Annotated in this window: 15 protein-coding genes and 1 pseudogene; 5 read left to right on the forward strand and 11 right to left on the reverse strand. The window is 65.6% G+C overall.

Annotated elements, in window-relative coordinates:
• Positions 1–3 precede the first annotated feature (3 nt).
• The gene (locus IM733_RS02695; RefSeq protein WP_248919421.1) at positions 4–789 is read right to left on the reverse strand and encodes a sulfite exporter TauE/SafE family protein; all 786 of its coding nucleotides are present in this window, start codon (positions 787–789) and stop codon (positions 4–6) included.
• A gap of 192 nt (positions 790–981) precedes the next feature.
• On the opposite strand from IM733_RS02695, the gene IM733_RS02700 reads away from it, so the two are divergent.
• Positions 982–1,359, forward strand: coding sequence for a RidA family protein (locus IM733_RS02700; RefSeq protein WP_248919422.1), 378 nt, complete (start codon positions 982–984; stop codon positions 1,357–1,359).
• A 123-nt stretch (positions 1,360–1,482) separates the two neighbouring features.
• Here the strand turns inward: IM733_RS02700 and mcpA are convergent, their stop codons facing one another.
• Positions 1,483–3,369: a methyl-accepting chemotaxis protein McpA gene (gene mcpA / locus IM733_RS02705; RefSeq protein WP_248919423.1), complete on the reverse strand. Its 1,887-nt coding sequence runs from the start codon at positions 3,367–3,369 to the stop codon at positions 1,483–1,485.
• A gap of 135 nt (positions 3,370–3,504) precedes the next feature.
• Entirely contained in the window at positions 3,505–4,398 is an 894-nt protein-coding gene (locus IM733_RS02710) for a LysR family transcriptional regulator (protein ID WP_248919424.1), read from the reverse strand.
• Between the two features lie 112 nt (positions 4,399–4,510).
• On the opposite strand from IM733_RS02710, the gene IM733_RS02715 reads away from it, so the two are divergent.
• Positions 4,511–4,939 (forward strand): PACE efflux transporter, encoded by a 429-nt coding sequence (locus tag IM733_RS02715; protein WP_248919425.1) that lies wholly within the window; start codon positions 4,511–4,513, stop codon positions 4,937–4,939.
• Positions 4,940–5,053: 114 nt separating this feature from the next.
• On the opposite strand, the gene IM733_RS02720 is transcribed toward IM733_RS02715, so the two are convergent.
• The 7 genes from IM733_RS02720 to IM733_RS02750 form a co-directional block, all read right to left on the reverse strand.
• Entirely contained in the window at positions 5,054–6,070 is a 1,017-nt protein-coding gene (locus IM733_RS02720) for a hypothetical protein (RefSeq protein ID WP_432760389.1), read from the reverse strand.
• 93 nt (positions 6,071–6,163) lie between these two features.
• Entirely contained in the window at positions 6,164–6,607 is a 444-nt protein-coding gene (locus tag IM733_RS02725; protein WP_248919426.1) for a GNAT family N-acetyltransferase, read from the reverse strand.
• A gap of 102 nt (positions 6,608–6,709) precedes the next feature.
• Positions 6,710–7,390 carry a GntR family transcriptional regulator gene (locus IM733_RS02730; RefSeq protein ID WP_248919427.1) on the reverse strand — a complete coding sequence of 227 codons (681 nt, stop codon included), beginning with the start codon at positions 7,388–7,390 and terminating at the stop codon, positions 6,710–6,712.
• A 19-nt stretch (positions 7,391–7,409) separates the two neighbouring features.
• The gene (locus IM733_RS02735) at positions 7,410–8,111 is read right to left on the reverse strand and encodes a FadR/GntR family transcriptional regulator (RefSeq protein WP_248919428.1); all 702 of its coding nucleotides are present in this window, start codon (positions 8,109–8,111) and stop codon (positions 7,410–7,412) included.
• 70 nt (positions 8,112–8,181) lie between these two features.
• Positions 8,182–9,492 carry a C4-dicarboxylate transporter DctA gene (locus IM733_RS02740; RefSeq protein ID WP_248919429.1) on the reverse strand — a complete coding sequence of 437 codons (1,311 nt, stop codon included), beginning with the start codon at positions 9,490–9,492 and terminating at the stop codon, positions 8,182–8,184.
• A gap of 208 nt (positions 9,493–9,700) precedes the next feature.
• Entirely contained in the window at positions 9,701–10,015 is a 315-nt protein-coding gene (locus tag IM733_RS02745) for a helix-turn-helix domain-containing protein (RefSeq protein WP_248919430.1), read from the reverse strand.
• Between the two features lie 20 nt (positions 10,016–10,035).
• Positions 10,036–10,206: a hypothetical protein gene (locus tag IM733_RS02750; RefSeq protein ID WP_248919431.1), complete on the reverse strand. Its 171-nt coding sequence runs from the start codon at positions 10,204–10,206 to the stop codon at positions 10,036–10,038.
• An 85-nt stretch (positions 10,207–10,291) separates the two neighbouring features.
• Here IM733_RS02750 and IM733_RS25630 point away from each other — a divergent pair.
• From IM733_RS25630 to IM733_RS02760, 3 genes and pseudogenes are all read left to right on the forward strand, one after another.
• Positions 10,292–10,573: pseudogene (locus IM733_RS25630) on the forward strand (PAS domain-containing protein); the annotation flags it as partial.
• A 174-nt stretch (positions 10,574–10,747) separates the two neighbouring features.
• Positions 10,748–11,857, forward strand: coding sequence for a methyl-accepting chemotaxis protein (locus tag IM733_RS02755; protein ID WP_432760411.1), 1,110 nt, complete (start codon positions 10,748–10,750; stop codon positions 11,855–11,857).
• Between the two features lie 12 nt (positions 11,858–11,869).
• Positions 11,870–13,558, forward strand: a complete 1,689-nt coding sequence (locus tag IM733_RS02760) for a putative bifunctional diguanylate cyclase/phosphodiesterase (RefSeq protein ID WP_248919433.1) — start codon at positions 11,870–11,872, stop codon at positions 13,556–13,558.
• 37 nt (positions 13,559–13,595) lie between these two features.
• On the opposite strand, the gene IM733_RS02765 is transcribed toward IM733_RS02760, so the two are convergent.
• Positions 13,596–18,446 carry a dermonecrotic toxin domain-containing protein gene (locus tag IM733_RS02765; protein ID WP_248919434.1) on the reverse strand — a complete coding sequence of 1,617 codons (4,851 nt, stop codon included), beginning with the start codon at positions 18,444–18,446 and terminating at the stop codon, positions 13,596–13,598.
• Between the last annotated feature and the right edge of the window lie 17 nt (positions 18,447–18,463).

Here is an 18,463-nt window from a genome sequence, read left to right on the forward strand (position 1 = left end):
GAATCAGAACGCCAGCTTGTAGCCGATCAGCAGCAGCATGGTCGCCAGGCACGGCCGCAGCACGCGGTCGGAGATGCGCCCGGTCAGGTGGCTGCCCAGGTAGATGCCCGGCAACGACCCCAGCAGCAGGTAGCCCAGCAGCGACCAGTCCATGTTGCCCATGCCGGCATGGCCCAGGCCGGCGACCAGGGTCAGCGGCACGGCGTGGGCGATCTCGGTGCCGACCAGGCGGCGGGTGACCAGGAACGGGTAGAGCAGGAACAGCGCCACGGTGCCCAGGGCGCCAGCACCAATGGACGTCAGGGTGACCATCACCCCGAGCACCACGCCGGTGATCACGGTGAGGATGTTCAAGCTGCGGTCGCTGAGCTGGTAGTGATCGCCGGCATGCTTGCTGGCGAAGGCCTGCAGGCGCGATTTGAACAGGATCGCCAGGGCGGTGAGGATCAGCACCACCGCCAGGCCTTGCTTGATGATGGCGTTCAGCGCAGAGGTGTCGGTGTGCAGGGTGCTGAGGAACCACAGGGTGAGGGCGGCGGCCGGCACGCTGCCCAGGCTCAGCCAGCCGGTGATCTTCCAGTCGATGTTCTTGTTGCGCCCGTGCACCCAGACGCCACTGGCCTTGGTGATGGCGGCGTAGAGCAGGTCGGTGCCCACGGCGGTGGCTGGGTTGATGCCGAACCACAGCAGGATCGGGGTCATCAGCGAACCGCCGCCAACGCCGGTCATGCCGACGATGAAGCCCACTACCAGCCCGGCAATGGTGAAACCGAAAGAACCTACGTCCATACGCTACTCGACTGCCCAGCTTGCCCGTGATCGGATGCTTGCCAGCATATAGATTTTTTTATAGCCAAATAGACTTGTTCGTTATTAGGTTATAACCGCTGACCTGTTCAATAGTTTTGATGGGCACGTTGCAGTGTCGGCGAATTCGAACGTTATAAGTTCATCTGTTCCCAACCCTGAAAGGAGTGTTCCATGAGCAATGACATCCAGCGTTTCCCCAGCAGCCTGCCGTTTCCGTTTTCCCGCGCGGTGAAGGCCGGGGGCTTCCTGTTCCTCTCCGGGCAGATTCCGCTGAATGCGGCCGGCGAAGTGGTCAAGGGCGATATTCAGGAGCAGACCCGCGCGGCCTGCGAGCGGATCGGCGAAAGCCTGGCGGCATGCGGGGCGCGCTTCGACCAGGTGGTGAAGTGCACCGTGTGGCTGTCGGACATGAGCCATTTCGCCGGTTTCAACGAGGTGTATAAGTCGTTCTTTGGCGCGGCGTTGCCGGTGCGCTCCACGGTGGCCTCGGCGTTGGCGCTGGGGGTGGATGTGGAGATCGAGGTGCAGGCGTTCGTCGGGCAGGAATGACAGCGTCGCCGTCGTAGGGATGGTCAGGTGCGGCGGGTAAGGGATATCGCGGTGGCCTGAGCGGCCGTTCGCCGGCAAGCCGGCTCCTACAGTAGGAGCCGGCTTGCCGGCGAAGAGCACGACTTAGATACGGAAGCTGCCCACCAGTTGCTTCAGGCGCCCGGCCTGCTGGCTCAGGGCGTCGCAGTGGCGCAGGGTCTCGTTGAGGTTTTCCACGCCTTGCTGGTTGAGGGCGTTGATCTGGGTGATGTCCAGGTTCAGGCTCTCGACCACGGCGGTCTGCTCTTCGGTGGCGGTGGCCACCGACTGGTTCATGCCGTCGATCTCGCCGATGCGCTGGGTGACGCTGGCCAGGCGCTCGCCGGCCTGGTTGGCCACCTGCACGGTCTGCTCGCTGGACACCTGGCTGGTGTTCATGGTGTGCACCGCTTCGCGCGAGCCCACCTGCAGGCTGGTGATCATGCGGTGAATCTCTTCCGCCGATTCCTGGGTGCGGTGGGCCAGGTTGCGCACTTCGTCGGCGACCACGGCGAAGCCACGGCCGGCTTCACCGGCACGGGCAGCTTCGATGGCGGCGTTGAGTGCCAGCAGGTTGGTCTGCTGGGAGATGCCCTTGATCACGTCGAGAATCTTGCCGATCTCGTCGGTGCTGGCGTTGAGGGTCTCGATCTGCTCGCAGGACTCGCTGATGCGCTGGGACAGCGCGGTCATGGCGCTGATGGCTTCTTCGACCACTTCGCGGCCACCGTTGGCCTGCTCGCTGGCGCCACTGGCGTGCTGCGAGGCGTCGGCGGCGTTGCGGGCGATTTCCTGGGTGGCGGCACCCAGTTCGTTGATTGCCGCGGCGACGCTGTTGGTGCGCATGCTCTGCTCTTCGGAGCCGGTCAGCGAGGCGTTGGAGGCGCCCACCACTTTCTCCGACAGGTCATGCACCAGGCGGGTGGCCGACGACACTTCGCTGATCGAGGCGTGGATACGCTCGACGAAGCGGTTGAACGAGGTGGCCAGCTCGCCGAACTCGTCCTTCTGCTCCACGACCAGGCGGCGGGTCAGGTCGCCTTCGCCTTCGGCGATGTCCTGCATGGCGCGGCCCATGGTGGTCAGCGGGCGCATCAGCACCGGGATCAGCAGGCCCAGCAGGCCGGCGATGACGGCCACGGCGATGAGCATGGCAATGATCGCCGAGGTGCGGAACTGGCTCAGGGGGGCGTAGGCTTTCTCTTTGTCGATCGACAGGCCGATGTACCACTGCGCCGACGGCAGGCCTTCCACCGGGGCGAAGGAGATGATGCGGTCCTTGCCGTCGAGGCTGACTTCCTGGATGCCGGGCTCGACACGCAGTGGGCTGCCTGGGTAGATGTCCTTCAGGTTCTTCATCACCCGGGTCTTGTCAGGGCTGACGATGACCTGGCCATTGCGGTCGACCAGGAACGCATGGCCGATGCCGCCGAAGTCCACGGCGTTGATGATGTCGACCAGGGTGTTCAGGCTCAGGTCGCCACCGACCACGCCGAGCAGCTCGCCGTTGGCCTTGGCCTTGACCGGCATGGCGATGGTTACCACCAGGCCACCGACCGCGGCTTGGTAGGGCGGGGTCAGCATGGTCTGGTTGGCGGCCACGGCCTGGCTGTACCAGGGGCGCTGACGCGGGTCGTAGCCGTCAGGCATCTTGGCGTCGGGGCGCTGGGTGAACAGGCCGGTGCTCTGGCCGAAGTAGGTGAACTGGAAGTTGCTGGTGTACGACGGCTGGTCGACCAGGCCGGGTACGTTGTTGCCGGCGCCTTGCTGGGCGATGTCCTGGGCGAGGTTTTCCAGCACCAGGATGCGCCCGCTCATCCAGTTCTGCACGCTGCTGGCGGTTTGCAGGCCGGCCTGGCGTACCGAAGATTCGATGTTCTGGCGAATGGTGTTGCGCTGCAGGTAGTCGTTGTAGAGCGTGAACAACGCAAATGCCAGGACGACGACGCCGCAGGCACTGAGCAGGATCTTGTGGCGGAATTTCAGGTTCATGTTTCGAGACCTTGATTCAGTGAAGGGAGGGCGCCGCATGCTTGTGGCACGAGTGACGGGGCCTGTCTTCACGGTATCGGCCGTTTGCGCAAAATGTTGAAAGACTAAATGTCGCAGTGCCTGGCAGAAACGCCATTACCCTGTGACACGTTGTTTCGAAGCCAGCAAGGCCACCAGCGCCCTGGCCGCCTGCCCGAGCGGTTGTTGCTTGAGCCAGAAGGCGTGTACCGGCAATTCAAGGGCGTTATGGGTGTTGCGAAAGTCCAGGCGCACCAGGCGCCCGGCGTTGATCAACGAAGCCACTCGCGACAGCGGCAGGTCACCCCAGCCGAGCCCGGCCTCGACCATCTGCAGGGCGAGGTCGAAGCTGTCGGTGCGCCAGTGCGAGGTGCCGATCAGCGAGCGCGGGTCGAGCAGCGGCAGGTCGCGGCTGCGCACCAGGATCTGGCGCAGGTTGACCAGGTCCTCGAGGTCGCGGATACGGCCTTGCAGATAAGCCGGATGCTGCGGTGAGAGGGTCGCCACCAGCGATTCCATGGCGATGTACTGGAAGCTGCGGCGCGGGTCAACCTGCAGGCCGGCGAAGGCCAGGCACAGGTTGACCCGGCCGCTGTCGAGCAGTTGCAGGGCCTCTTCCTGCGGGGCGGCGAGCAGTTCGATGTCGAGCAGCGGATGGCGGTCACCCAACTGGGCGATGGCATTGAGCAGCGGTTGCTGGTCGATGTCCGGCACCACGGCGATGGACAGGCTGCTTTCCAGGCCCCGGGACAGTTCCAGGGCGTGGACCTCCAGTAGCCCCAGCTGTTCGGCGATCAGCCGGGCGTGGGGTTCCAGGGCCAGGGCCTGGGCGGTGGCGCGGGCTTCGCGCGGGCCGCGGTCGAACAGGGCGTAGCCCAGCTCCGCCTCAAGGTTGCCGATGGCCATGCTCACCGCCGACGGTACTCGGCCCAAGGCCCGGGCCGCCGCGGAAAACGAGCCGCGGTCCAGCACGGCGAGGAACAATTGAATGGTGTCGCTGGAAAAGTTCACGGATAACCCTGGAGGCGAAGGTGTCAGCAAATCTGATGGCTGCTTACTTTTGCTGTCAAGTTCGTTGAAGCATCATGCCCGCTTTCGACGTACCCGCAATCAAGGTAATTCCGTGCAAGGACTCAAACGAAAACTGGTCTACGTGACCTTTTATGAACTCATCGGCCTGTGCATGTCGACCCTGGGGCTGGCCTACCTCTCCGACACCCAGGCCTCGCACACCGGCCCGCTGGCGGTGATGATCACCACCATCGCCATGGCCTGGAACCTCATCTACAACAGCCTGTTCGAGTGGTGGGAGAGCCGCCAGGCCAAGCGCGGGCGCAGCCTGGCGCGGCGGGTGGCGCATGCCATCGGCTTCCAGCTGACCCTGGTGGTGTACCTGATCCCGCTGATCGCCTGGTGGCTGGACATGACCTTGCTGGAGGCGCTGCTGGTGGACATGGCGTTCATCATCCTGGTGCCGTGCTACACCTTCGTCTACAACTGGGCGTTCGATCGGATTTTCGGCCTGCCGGCCTCGGCCCTGGCAACGGCCTGAGCTCAACGACCGGATTTGCAGGAGCGGCTTCAGCCGCGATGCAGGCACCGCGGTGTGTGGCACCCGCTGTGCGGGTGATCGCGGCTGAAGCCGCTCCTACCGGAACTCGTCGCTTCAATTCGGCAGGCGAATCAGCAACGGTTCCTGCGAACGATTCCCGAGCACACTGTCCTCCACCTGCCCCGACAGGTAATACACCCCCGCCATGGCTCCGCTCTGGCGGTTTTCCATCAGCTCCTGCCATTCCTCATTCAGCGCGACATTGAGGATCACCCGCAACTGTTCGACCATCTGCGGTTGTTCGCGGTCATGGCTGATGATTCCGTAACCGGCCGCCGCCAGCGAGATCAAAGCGCCCGCCGCCTTGCCCACGGCCGCGGCGATGGCGCTGGCGGCCCCGCGCGGGGCGAGGGTGGCGCCCAGTTTCTCGCTGGCTCGGGTGGCCACGGACGACAGCCCGGCCTCTGTCTGCCCGGGCGCCTTGGCTGCCAATTGGTGCAACGCTTGGCGCAAGGATTGCCAGGCCGGCTGCTGGTCCAGCGACTTGGCCCGGAGCAGTTGGTAGAGCGTGGCATTGCGCGCCTCCGGCGGGCCCAGGGCGATGGCCTGGATATGGTTCAGGCGTTGGCTGAATTGCTCGGGCGGGGCGTTGTAGCGCTGTGTGATCTCAGGCAACTGCTGGCCGAGCAGTTGCAGGTACAGCTCGCTGGCGCGGTCACGGATGATCTCGGGGTTGATCTGTTCGGCCACCGGTTCGATCACCCGTTCGTGGTACTGCTCCTGCAGGTACAGGGCCAGGCGTTTTTCCGGTGGTTCGTTGTCGCTGTTCATCTTGTACCAGGCCACCTTGAGGGTGAGCCATTGCTGGGTCCAGTAGCCGGTGAACCAAGGGATGAAGTCGTTCTCGGTGCGTTGCTGCACCTGTTGTTTCCATACCCGCATGGAGCGCCGGGCATAGTCGTTGGCCGAGCCTGCGGCGGCGGCCGAAGCCTCGATGATTTCCTGGTCGATGCGTTGCCAGACGGCGGCCGGGAGGTTTTGTGGCGGGGGTGGGGCAGGTGGGTGTTTACCGGCGCAGCCGGCAAGCGCCAGCAGGAGGCAGAGCGGGAATGCCACGAGGAGGGATTTCACGTGGATTGCCTCCCAGGCAAGAGGCTGTGGGTGAATTATCCGAAGTATAGGTTGGGCCGCGAAGCGGCCCTCTTTGCAGGTTCGATTGGCATGTCAGCCCCCCAGTTTCAGGTGCAGCAACGGATAGGGATCACCCTGCCCATCCACCTCGGACCGTCCGGCCCGGACGAACCCCTGCTTCAGGTAGAACCCCACCGCCTGGGGGTTTTGTTCGTTGACATCGACCGCGCTTACGCCCAGCCCATCGACCACGCTGGCCAGCAGTGCCTTGCCGATACCCTGGCCACGGCAGGCGGGATCGACGAAGAGCATTTCCAGCTTGCCGTCATGCACGCCGGCAAAGCCAAGGATGCGTCCGTCATCATCGCGCCAGGCGCGCAGCTCGACGAAACCCAGGTACTGCTCGCGCACCAGTGGGCGCAGGCGCTCTATATAGCCTTCAGGCAGAAAATCGTGGGTTGCCCTTACCGAGGCTTCCCAGAGCTCGGTGAGGCGCTCGTAGTGTTCCGTGCCCACCGGCACGATGCTGTGGTTCATGGTGTCTCCAGATGAAAAGGGCCTCATGGTGTTCGCGCATCCCTGTGCGACCAGAAGTGTACTGACTGCACTGGCCCGTTCGCATCGCTACAGGGGAGGGTGTCACTCCAGGTCGAGTTTGGCCTCGAGACGGTCGAGGTGTTCGTGCATCAGGGCCAGCGCGACTTCGCTGTCGCCGCTTTCCACCGCGTCGATGATCGCCGCGTGCTCTTGCCAGGCACAGTGCTCGCAACAGGGCGATTCGTAGCGGGCAATGATCAGCGAGGTCATCGGCACCAGGCCATTGAGAAAGCGCGCCAGCGGTGCATTGGCGGCCATCTGCGCCAGCTTCATGTGGAACTCGCCGCCCAGGCGGATCGCCGTACAGCGCTGGCCCTGCTCGTGGTGGAGGCGTTCACGCTCCACCAACTGGCGCAACTGGCGGACCTGCGCCGGCCGGGCACGCTGGGTGGCCAGGCCGATCAATGTGGTTTCTGCCAGGCGCCGGGCACTGAGCACCTGGCGCGCCTGCTGCGCATCGGGCGCCGCCAGCTGCGCGGTGTGGCTGGGGCGCTGCACGATCACCTGCTGGTCGGACAGGCGGCCGAGCACCCGGCGGATCACCGTGCGGCTGACGCCGAAGGCATTACCAAGGGCCTGCTCGGGCAGCGCGGTGCCCGGTGGCAGGCGCTGTTCGAGGATGGCGTCGAACAGGCGTGGGTAGATCTGTTCGGCCGACAGGCGGGTTTCACCGATACCGAGCAGGGCAGGCAGGTGGGGGGCGGCTTGGGCGCAGGCGGTCATGGTCGCTCTCCTTCTTTATTCAGGTGCCCGGTTGGTCGTCCGGAATGTTCAGGGCAATGCCCATGCGCTGGCCCTCGGCGAGAATGTGCAGGCGCATCTGTTGGCTGGCCTTGGCGCTGTTGCGCTCGCGGATGGCCCGCACCACGGCTTCGTTCTCGCTCAGGCGCGCGGCCAGGTGCTCGGGCGAATTGCGCAGCATTTCGGCGCTCTGCTTGAGGGCGTTGCCGGTCTGCTGCACCACGCTCTGGAAGATCGGGTTGGTGGTCAGGGCGAACAGCGCCTCGTGGAAGGCGATGTAGGCATTGATGCCGGCCTCGCTGTCACTGGCGTCGAGGGCCTCGCGCATGTCCATCAGGGTCAGGCGCAACTGGCCGATGTCCTGGCTGCCCGCCGATTGTGCGACCAGCCCGGCGATGAAGGGTTCGAGGGTGTAGCGCAGTTCGAGCACGTCGGCCAGGCTGGCGGCGGCGATGGCCTCCGGTTCCTGGGCCTGGGCGCTTTCGGCGTCCAGCACCAGCACCCCTTTGCCCGGCATCGAGCGCACCAGGCCCAGGGTTTCCAGCACGGTGACCGCCTCGCGCAGGCTGGGGCGGCTGATGCCCAGCTGCTCGGCCAGCTCGCGCTGGCCGGGCAGCATGTCGCCGCTGCGCCACTGGCCACGGGCCAGGGCCTGGCGGAGTTTCTCCACCACTGAATTGACTACCGTCGACGAGCTGATCACGTTTCGCTCCTTGGTTGACGCTGAATCTTCGCGTCTGACGGGCCGGCGCCGGGCGCCGGCCTCGCGTGGCTCAGAATTCCTGTTGATGGGGTTGGCCCTGCTTGCGGGTGATCGGCGCGAAGCCAGGTTTGTTGGCCAGCACATTGTGCGCACGTTCCAGGTCGATATCTTTCTCCCAGCGTGCGATGGCCACGGTGGCGACGCAGTTGCCGATCAGGTTGGTCAGTGCCCGGCCGATGCCCATGAACCAGTCCACCGCCAGCACCAGCACCAGGCCCACCACCGGGATCGCCGGCACGGCGGTCAGGGTGGCGGCGAGAATCACCAGCGCCGAGCCTGGGATGCCGTGGGCGCCCTTGGAAGTCACCAGCGACACCAGAAGAATGGTCAGCAGGTCGGTCATGGCCAGCGGTGTGCCGGTGGCGTTGGCGATGAACACGATGGCCAGGGTGAGGTAGATGGAGAAGCCATCGAGGTTGAACGAGTAGCCGGTGGGGATCACCAGCCCGACCGTGGAGCTGCCGATCCCCAGGTGCTCGAGCTTGCGCATCACCTGGGGCAGCACGGCGTCGGACGAAGCGGTGCCGAGCACGATGGTCAGCTCTTCACGCAGGTACTTGATGAGTGGCAGCAGCTTCAGGCCGGAAATACGCATCACTGTACCGAGAACGATCAGCACGAAGCCGGCGCAGGTCAGGTAGAAAAGCGCCACCAGGCCACCCAGGTGCTGCAGCGAGCTCAGGCCATATTTGCTGGTGGTGAAGGCGATGGCGCCGAACACGCCGATGGGGGCCAGGCGCACGATCATGCCCATGATGCGGAACACCACGTGGCTCAGTTCGTTGATCAGCCGCGAGATGCCCGAGGCCGATTCGCCGACCAGGTTCAGCGCGCTGCCGAACAGCACCGAGAACAGCAGCACTTGGAGGATGTTGTTGTCGGCGAAGGCGCCGACCACCGAGGTCGGGATCAGGTCCATCAGGAACGTGGCCGTGCCGTGGATGTGCTGGCCGCGTTCGGCGAGGGCTCCGGCATCGGCGCTGGACAGCTGGTCCAGGTGGATGTTGGCGCCGCTGCCGATGCCGCTGCTGAAGGCGAACACCAGGCCGATCACCAGGGCCAGGGTGGTCAGCACTTCGAAGTAGATGACCGACTTCAGGCCGATGCGCCCGACTTTCTTCAGGTCGCCGGCGCCGGAAATGCCGCTGACTACCACGCAGAACACGATCAGGCCGATGAGCATCTTGATCAGCTTGATGAAGCCGTCACCCAGGGGTTTGAGTTGCAGGGAGAGGTCGGGGAAGCTCAGACCGCAGACGATGCCGAGAGCAAGGCCGAGCACTACCTGGAGGAAGATCGAACGCGAACACCATTTGAGCATGGGAGGAGTCTCTGGTCGGTGTCCTTGCCCCCCAGCCACACGGAGCGAAAGAGTGCAGGACTTAATTATTGTGGTCTTACCGGTTTGTTCACTGCGAGGGCCATGAAACGCCGAAAATTCAGACATTGCAAGGTTTTTTGGCCTGACCGGTCTGACCAGTTGTGGTGCATCGATGGAGAACCTGCTCTAGCGTGGTGCGCGGGGGATATCAGGGTTTGGACAGGGCCTGATCGACGGCGGCGATCAGTTTGCCAAGGTCCTTGGGCGGGGCATTGTGGATGACGCCGAACAGGTAGGCGCGTTGCTCTTCTTCGTCGTCCGGCTCGGCGAAAAAGACTTTGGGTTTCACCCCCAGCGCTTCGGCGAAGTTCATCAGCGCATCGATGCTGGGGGTGTACGTGCCGGTTTCGAAGCGGCTTATGGTCTTGGGGTCGAAGCCGGTGCGCTCGCCCAGTTGCGCCTGCGTGAGGCTCGCCAGCTTGCGGTAGCGGCGCAGGGCAGGGCCGAGGCCTGTTCTGGTCATCGCTTAATTCCCATTTAGAATCAAGCACTTAACGATATCTGCCGGCGCAGTGCAACGCCATGATCCATCACCTTTATTTGCAAAGTGTGATGGAATTCGTAGAATTCGCCGCTTTGATTGGTCAGCCATTCAAGCAATTGTCCAAGGTGATCCGGCCATCTGCCGGCTTGCGTGCGCCTGTTGTCGAACATTGGAACTGATCCGGGATGAACGGTTCCGGCACCCCTGGCGACCCGCCAGGCCACTCGTCGGACCGCCTATGAAGGGAGTCTCATCGTGCGTCTGAACCTGCCGGTCAATCCGGTCGAGCAAAGCTTTCCCGAGCACCAGCGGCTCATCTCGGCGACCGACACGGCCAGCCTGATTACCTACTGCAATGCCGAGTTCGCCGCTATCAGCGGTTACAGCCAGGAAGAGCTGATCGGCAGCCCGCACAACCTGGTGCGTCACCCGGACATGCCCGAGGCGGTGTTCGAGCTGATGTGGCAGTACCTCAAGGCGGGTCGCAGCTGGATGGGTATCGTCAAGAACCGCTGCCGCAACGGCAATTTCTACTGGGTGAACGCCTACGTCACGCCGATCCTGGAGCAGGGCCGGGTGGTCGGCTACGAGTCGGTGCGCGTGCGCCCCAGCCGTGAGCAGATCGCCCGGGCCGAAGCGTTGTATGCGCGGTTGCGCGCGGGCAAGGCGGCGCTGTCACCGGCACGCCGCCTGGCCCTGCTGGCACGCGGCATGACCCTGCCTTTGCTCGGCGGCGTGTTGGCTATCGGCGTCAACCAGCTGTGGCCAGGCCTGGCGGCCCAAGGCCTGACCCTGGCACTGTTCGCCGGTGTCGGGGCCTGGGCGCAAAGCCGGATCGGTCGTCACCTGCGACGCATCGCGGAAGGCGCGGGCAACACCTTCAGCGATCCGGTGGCGGCGTTGACCTATAGCGACCTGCCGGGTGCGGCCGGGCAGTTGGAGCTGATCCTGATCAGCGAAGAGGCGCGGCTGAAGACCGCGCTTACCCGTCTCAGCGACCTGGCCGCGCAGATGGCCGAGGCCGCCCTGGATGCTGGGCGCTTGTCCCGTGGTACCGAGTCGGCCTTGCTCGAGCAGCGTGCCGAGACCGACCTGACCGCCACCGCCATGACCGAGATGGCCGCGTCCATCGGCGAAGTCGCCGGCCACGTGCAGTTGACAGCGCAGGAGGCGCACACCGCGCACCTGCTCGCCGAGCAGGGCAGCCAGGTCGCCGACGCCAGCGGCGCGGCGATTCGCGACCTGGCCGGCACGGTCGGGCAGATCAACCAGGCGGTCAACGACCTGGCCGGTCAGACCGGTGATATCGCCGAGGCCGCCGGGATGATCCGCGCCATTGCCGAGCAGACCAACCTGCTGGCGCTCAATGCTGCGATCGAGGCGGCGCGGGCCGGCGAGCAGGGGCGCGGTTTCGCCGTGGTCGCCGACGAGGTGCGCGCGCTGGCCGACAAGACCCGTCAGTCCACCCTGCACATCCAGGCGATCATCGACAGCCTGCGCGATGGTGCGGGGCAGGCCGTGAGCATCGCCAGCCAAGGCCTCGCAGGCGCGGAACAGGGGGTCACCCAGGTGGCCCAGGCGCAGCAGGCGCTGCAAGGCATCCGCCAGGCTGTGCTGCGTATCAGCGACATGAGCCAGCAGATGGCCGCCGCTTCCCAGGAGCAGTCGGCGGTGGCCGAGGATGTCTCGCGGCAGATCAACGGCGTGGCCGGCACGGTGCAGCAGAGTGCCCGGCGGGCCAACGCCGCCGCTTCGCGCGGGGCCGAGCTTGAGCAGGTCTGCGCCGGATTGCGCGCCTTGGTGGAGCGCTTCAACCGCTAGGGCGGGCTATTTATGGATGATATCTACCGCGCGGCCGTGGATGCGGCCGCGATTTTTTCCGAGACCGACCTGAGTGGGCGTATCACCTACGTCAACCAGCAGTTCTGCAGTATCTCCGGCTACAGCCGCGGGGAACTGCTGGGCGCCAACCACCGTATTCTCAATTCCGGGCTGCACGAGCCGGCGTTCTTCCTCGACATGTGGAGCGCCCTGGCGGCCGGCCGGGTATGGAAAGGCGAGATCTGCAACCGGGCCAAGGACGGTTCCTTGTATTGGGTGGACAGCACCATGGTGCCGCTGATCGACCCGCACAGCGGCAAGGTGCACAAGTACGTGTCGATCCGCTTCGACGTTACCGAGAAGCGCCAGTTACTGCACACCTTGCAGTGGCGTGTCGGGCATGACGTGCTGACCGGGCTGCCCAACCGCGCGTACCTGTCCGACCTGCTCAACCAGGCCCTGGCGTTCTCCCGCCGCGAGCGCATCCCGCTGGCGGTGTGCATGCTCGACCTGGATGGTTTCAAGGCGGTCAACGATGGCTATGGCCATGCCACCGGCGACCTGTTGCTGGTCGAGGTGGCGCAACGCCTGCAGGGCATCCTGCGCGGCGGCGACGCGGTGGCGCGGTTATCGGGCGACGAGTTCGTGCTGATCCTGCGCCACATCGAGGGCCCCCGCCAGTTGCATGCCGCGTTGCAACGGGTGCTGCTGTCGCTGGCGGCCCCCTACGTGGTCCGTGAACACGCCCTGACCCTCAGCGCTAGCATCGGCGTGACCTTGTTCCCCCAGGACAACGAGGACGCCGACACCCTGGTGCGTCACGCCGACCAGGCGATGTACGTGGCCAAGCAGCAAGGGCGCAACCGCTACCACCTGTTCGACGTGTCCCAGGCGCTGGAACTCAAGGCCACGCACCAGACCGTGGCGCGTGTGCGCCAGGCCATGCGCCAGGGCGAGCTGTGCCTGCACTACCAACCGAAAGTGAACATGCGCAGCGGGCAGGTGATCGGGTTCGAGGCGTTGTTGCGCTGGATGCACCCCGCGAAAGGGCCGGTGCCGCCGGGCGAGTTCCTGCCGTTGGTGGAGCAGACCGACCTGATCGTCGAACTGGGCGAGTGGGTCATCGAGCAGGCGCTGGCCCAGCTGGGCCAATGGCGGCAGGAAGGGCGGGGGTGGTCCTTGAGCGTCAACATCGCCGCCCGCCAGTTGCAGCGTGGCGACTTTTCCCAGCGCCTGGCGCGGCTCCTCGAGCGTCATCCCGGCGTGGACCCAGCGCTACTGGACCTGGAGATCGTCGAGTCGGTGGCCATCGATAACCTGGCGCGGGTCGGCCACTGCCTGGATGCCTGCCGCGCACTTGGCGTGCGCTTCTCGCTGGACGACTTCGGTACCGGCTACTCGTCGCTGAGCTACCTCAAACGCCTGCCGGCACAGACCATCAAGATCGACAAGTCGTTCGTGCGCGACATCCTGCATGACCACGACGACCTGGCCCTCGCCGGTGCGGTGATCGGCCTGGCGCGTGCGTTCGGCCGGGAAGTGATTGCCGAAGGGGTGGAAACCGTCGAGCACGGGCGGGTGCTGATGGGGCTGGGGTGCGAGCTGGCCCAGGGTTACGGCATTGCGCGGCCCATGCCGGCGGGCGAGGTGGTCGGGTGGGTGGCAGGTTATCGCCAGCCTTCGCAGTGGCTGGCGGGTTGAGGCGGGGCGAGCGGGCGCCCCGCCAGCAGCGCGGTTGTCAGCCTGCCGATTGCCGTGGCAGGGCATGCGCCTGAACCAGCGTGTCGGTCAGCGTTGCCTGCAAGGCCGCCTCGGCGTTGCGCCGAGCCTGCAGCAGGACACCGCCAACCCGGTCGAGCACGGCCGGTAAGTGAGGGGCAAAGCGTGCAGCGCCCAGGTCGAACCTTTGCACGATGCCACCCAGGCGCCAGGCTAGGCCTGGGATGTCGTCGACCTCGCGTTGCAACGCGTCGATGAACGCCTCGGGCACGGGCGGGCCGGTGTAGTCGCCGTCGATGCCGCCCGCGCTGGCGAGCGCGTCGTAGTACTCCGATGCGCCTTCCCAGGTACGCGCCAGGGTTTCGAAGGCCTGGGGCGAAAGACGTTGCAGCCAGGCTTGCCAGAAGGGCTGCGCCATTGCCCACTGGCCCAGGCGTTGGGCGTTGTAGCTACTTTCGACCCCCACTGCCAGACGCTGCAGTGTCGCCTCGCTGAGACGTGCCAGATAGGCATACCTGATTTCACTGGGTTGTGCCGGCAAGTGCAGGCGTTCGCGCAACTGCATGCGCGCGTGCAGGGCCATCTCCAGTTCATCGAGCAGGTAGTCGGGCTCGGTCAGCGCGGCATCGGCGATATCGTCATCGGTGTGGCGTGGCGGTGCGGCCTGACGTTGCAGGTCGTCGGTCGCCTCGGCCAGGTAGCGGCGCCGGTTCACCCGGGCCTGATACAGCTCGCCCACCCGAGCGTCCAGCAGGCGCTGGCGGTACAGGCTGCCCGCAGCGTCCACGGCGACCGCCTCGTCGGCCAGCCCGGGCGCGGCGCGGTTCACCGCCTGCCACACCTGCACGTCGGTCTCGACCTGTTGGAACAGCAGGCTGGCCTGGTCGACACATTGCTGGCCGGCATCCCTGAGCAGGTCGCCGATTTGCTGATGCAACTGGGCCTGGCCCCAGCTGGCTTGCGCCAGGCCATCCTGGCTGCCGGCCAGCGTGCGAACCACGTGTTGCATGCGGCGGCGCACGGCTTCAGGGCTGCGCTGGTACTCGGCGCTGTACATCAGCCTGTCGAACAGCTCGTAAAGTGCATGCCATTGGGGATCTTCCATGGTGTCGGACAAGTGGATCTGCAGCTCCGGCGGCCAGCCATCCGACCATTCAATGGGGCCCCGGCCGGGAGCGGTGGTCTGCAGGCCGGCGTTCTCCAGGCGTTGGCGCGCGGCGTCGCCGAACGGGTTGTCGTTGACCGAATAGGCGATGTCCGGGACGTCGTCCCGCACCGAACGGGCGAAGGCACTGTTGCGCAGGTCGGGGGCATCGGTCAGGCCGTTGTGGCTCAGGTCGATCTGGCGCAGTGCCAGCGGCTGTTGGTTCATCAACGTCGTCAACCCTTCGGGCCATTGGCTGATGCCCGTGCTTTCCAGGTCCAGTTGCTGCAACGCGGTCCATCCGCTGACATCGGGCGCGAGAGAAAGCGGGTTGTCGTAAAGCATCAAGGCCTCCAGACGGTTCAGGCCTGCCAGTGCCGATCGGCCAAGCTCATCCAGCACGATGGCGTTACGGCCCAGGCTTATCCCGCGCAATGCCGGCCAGTGTTGCAGCGCCCGGAAATGCTCGGCGCCGAGCGCCAGCTCGTTCGCGTCTGCCTGGAACCAGCTCAGCGCAGGTAATTGCGCGAGCCTCTCCAGCGCCGCCTCCGACAGGTCCTGGATGCCATCGGTGAGGTTGAGCCGGCGCAGCTGGGGCAACTGGCCGATCAAGGTGAGGCTACTGGCCTCATCCAGGTCGATGTTGTTCTCCGACAGATCGAGCGATTGCAGCTCGCTCAGTTCTCCCAGGGTGGCGGGCAGGCGATTGAGGGCGTTCTGCGCCAGGTCCAGGTGGCGCACGCCGGGAAACGCCTTGAGCAGCTGTCCAAGGTTCGTGGCGTGCGGATCGGTCAGGCCATTGACGGTGAGTTGGCGTACATGGGGCAGTTTCACCGGGATTGCCGGCAGGGAGTCCAGTTGGTGCACTTCCATCAGCAGGGTGACTTGATCGATGTTGCTGGACGGGTCGCCCGTGCCTTCCCGGCGCCAGGCGCTGCGGATACGCTGGGCCAAGGCCTCGCGGCGGGCGCTGCGCTGCTCCAGGCCGACGACGCTCACGCCCTCGGGGTCGTGCACCCAGCGTTGCAGTTCGAAATCGAGCTGGCGATAGTCGGCGCGCATTCGTGTCAGCAGGCGGCCAAACGCGCCTGGCTGGTCCCCGGCCTGGTAGCGCAGGCGCAACCGCAGCATTTCCCGGTCATCGGTGGGCGTGGCCGGGAACAGTTGATCGAACAGTTCATCTTCGCTCACCCAGCCGCGGGCGCCGCCGCTGAGGCGGTAGCCGAGCCGTCGCTCACCGGGGAGGCGGGATGGCAGCCGGTACAGCGGGCGCACCGGTACCATGCCAAGATCGGTCGCGGCCTGGCGACGGTCGCTGGCAGCGAATTCGAACAGTTTATCGCGCAGCGCCTCGGGCTCGCCTATCTGCACGCCCAAGGCGACGCGTTCGCGGTCTGGGAGTGCTTGAAGGAGGGCATGGAACAGGTCGCTGTTACCGCCCAGTTCGAGGCCGTGCTCGTCGAAGGGCACATACCCCCTGCTTGTGCGCGCCAGCACTTTGGCAGGATGTCCAGGTTTGCCGGCAGCGGCCTTCAGCGGCCCGCCCAGGCGTGCCTCGCGGACTTCTATCCGTACTTCGCCAGTCCAGCCAGGCAGGCGTTGCAGCGCGCCCAGCGCCAGGGTGTCGCGGTCGGGCACGTTGCCCGACGCCTGGTGGAATCGGGCCAGCGCCTTGTTGATGCGGCCTTCGCGTGCATAAAGGCGCGCGGTCTCGGCGATGGGCAGCGGCAGCCGGCCGGTGCGTTGCAGTTGGGCCAGGTCGCGTGGATTGGCCTGGGCGAGGATTTCCATACGGGCCGGGCGGCTGAGGGACGGGAACGCCCGGGCGAGAGGGGCGGCCGATGCCGGCTCGGGGGGCGTGCCGTTCATTGGGCGAGCACCGAGTGCTTCCAGGCTATCGACAAGCAGCGCTGGTAGTGGGCGGTGATTTTCCAGTGTCTGACGCAGCACGCTGGTGTCGTAGCCGCTGCTGACCAGCGCCCGCTCCAGCGTGGCCTGGTCGAGCCCGACCCCAAGCGGGCCGAGGTGGCGCAGCAACGCGTCCTGCGGCCAGGTCAGCGGTCGATCCTGTTCGAGCAGCCAACTGCCCTGGCCGTTGCCCAGCAGGGCAGGCTGGTGGCGATGCCCCTTGCTGGCAGCCAGGCGCAGGGTGCCGTCACTGGTCCGCTCCAGCGGCAGGGCCAGTGTGTCGCGTTGCAACCATTGCTGCCCTTGCCATTCGTACAGCCCTTTGGCGCCGACGGCGTACCCTTCGGGCCACGGGCGAGCACGGGCAAACGGCGTCAGCTCGCCATGCCACAGGCGTTCCTCGCCTGGGGCACCGACCTGGTGCCAGCCCTGCAGAACGCCCACCGGTTCGCTGAAGTGCACGGCAGCCCCCAAGGCCGCGAACTGCACCAGGTTCTCGAAGACATCGAAGAGTTGGCGGATGGCAGCATCGGCATCACCTTCATTGGCGCTGTGCACGCCCTCGAGGAACTCATCGACCAACTGTGCGCCGCCAACCACCAGCATCACCTCGCCCAGCCCCGGCAGGAACAAGCCCGCCACGTTGAGCACCGTCAGGCCGATACCCAGCCAGCCTTCGATGCGCGCCAGACGTGCCAGCGCATCACGTTGCGCGGTCGGTACCGCCAGCGCCGCGGCGTCCTGCAGGCGGCGCTCGACCTGGGTGCGGGCACGTTCGACGAACGCGTCCTTGCGCCATGGGGTGGTGGTGAAGTGCAGTCGTGCGTTCTTGTCGAGTGTTTCTTGCCAGATACCTTTTGGTGAGGGGAAGGCGCGGCTGAACCAGCTGACGCTTTCGCCCTTCTCCAGCACGGGCAGGGAGGTATGCACTCGGGCATAGGGATAGCGCGGGTAAAGGGTGGCACGCAGATGCGCGACAAAACGTGGCTGGTTGGCGAGGTCGACGTAGCGGACGAAGAACTTCCGTTCCTGCGCGTTCCACAGCCGTTGGGTGAGCGCCGCGACTGCCACTGTCTGCGAAGCATATTCACGCAAAGGGCTGCTGGGGTGGCCAGGCAGGTAGAGCAGGCAGGTGTCGATGTTCCGGGAGGGGTCGAGATGGATCAGCATCGGACCATTCAAGGGCATGCCGAACAGGCTCAGGAAGCTGCAATGCAGTTCGCGCCGGGCCGATTCAGCCAAGCCGGCCACCACGGTTTCGCCGATCAAGGCACCCTGGGCTTTCACGTGGCCCCGCAGGTGGGCCAGGCTCAGGGCGGCGGCGAACGCGGCATGGTCCTGCTGGCGCAGCAACTCACGGAAGTCGTCGGTGTCGATCCGATCGGCCAGGTGGTACCGGTAGCGTTGGCCCAGGTCGAGGTTACGCACGCCTTTGACGAAGCTGTCGACATCCACGGTGGAGTGTCGGGTGGCGCCTGCGGTGTCGAGGAGGGTCGGCTTGTCATCGCTGTCGAAGTTCTGCAGCGCCGCCTCCAGCCATGACTGATCGTGCCGGCCCATCAGTACCCGGCCCAGGTCGACCGCAGGCAACGTGGCCTGCGGGAACCAGTCGCGCAGGGCCTGTTCGAGCAACGGGCGGCAGAAAGCCTCGATATCCTCGAGTGGCGCCAGTGTCTCGGCTACCCGACGGCTGGCGGTGTGGCTGCGACGAATTCGCCGCTCAAGGGCTCTCCGTTGAGCCGGCGATGCCTGCGCCAGCCAGGCGGGCAGGCGTTGGTGAATGAAAGCGAGGTGGGGGGAAAGCGGGGAGTGGGTCATCGCTGCTGCTTCATGTA

The sequence above is a fragment of the Pseudomonas entomophila genome (assembly GCF_023277925.1).
Taxonomy (GTDB): domain Bacteria; phylum Pseudomonadota; class Gammaproteobacteria; order Pseudomonadales; family Pseudomonadaceae; genus Aquipseudomonas; species Aquipseudomonas entomophila_D.

Coding starts and splice junctions, on each gene's coding strand:
- mcpA (WP_248919423.1), bottom strand. CDS start 3,369: ATGAACCTGAAATTCCGCCACAAGATCCTGCTCAGTGCCTGCGGCGTC.
- IM733_RS02750 (WP_248919431.1), bottom strand. CDS start 10,206: ATGTTCGACAACAGGCGCACGCAAGCCGGCAGATGGCCGGATCACCTT.
- IM733_RS02700 (WP_248919422.1), top strand. CDS start 982: ATGAGCAATGACATCCAGCGTTTCCCCAGCAGCCTGCCGTTTCCGTTT.
- IM733_RS02695 (WP_248919421.1), bottom strand. CDS start 789: ATGGACGTAGGTTCTTTCGGTTTCACCATTGCCGGGCTGGTAGTGGGC.
- IM733_RS02740 (WP_248919429.1), bottom strand. CDS start 9,492: ATGCTCAAATGGTGTTCGCGTTCGATCTTCCTCCAGGTAGTGCTCGGC.
- IM733_RS02755 (WP_432760411.1), top strand. CDS start 10,748: ATGACCCTGCCTTTGCTCGGCGGCGTGTTGGCTATCGGCGTCAACCAG.
- IM733_RS02725 (WP_248919426.1), bottom strand. CDS start 6,607: ATGAACCACAGCATCGTGCCGGTGGGCACGGAACACTACGAGCGCCTC.
- IM733_RS02765 (WP_248919434.1), bottom strand. CDS start 18,446: ATGACCCACTCCCCGCTTTCCCCCCACCTCGCTTTCATTCACCAACGC.
- IM733_RS02730 (WP_248919427.1), bottom strand. CDS start 7,390: ATGACCGCCTGCGCCCAAGCCGCCCCCCACCTGCCTGCCCTGCTCGGT.
- IM733_RS02745 (WP_248919430.1), bottom strand. CDS start 10,015: ATGACCAGAACAGGCCTCGGCCCTGCCCTGCGCCGCTACCGCAAGCTG.
- IM733_RS02760 (WP_248919433.1), top strand. CDS start 11,870: ATGGATGATATCTACCGCGCGGCCGTGGATGCGGCCGCGATTTTTTCC.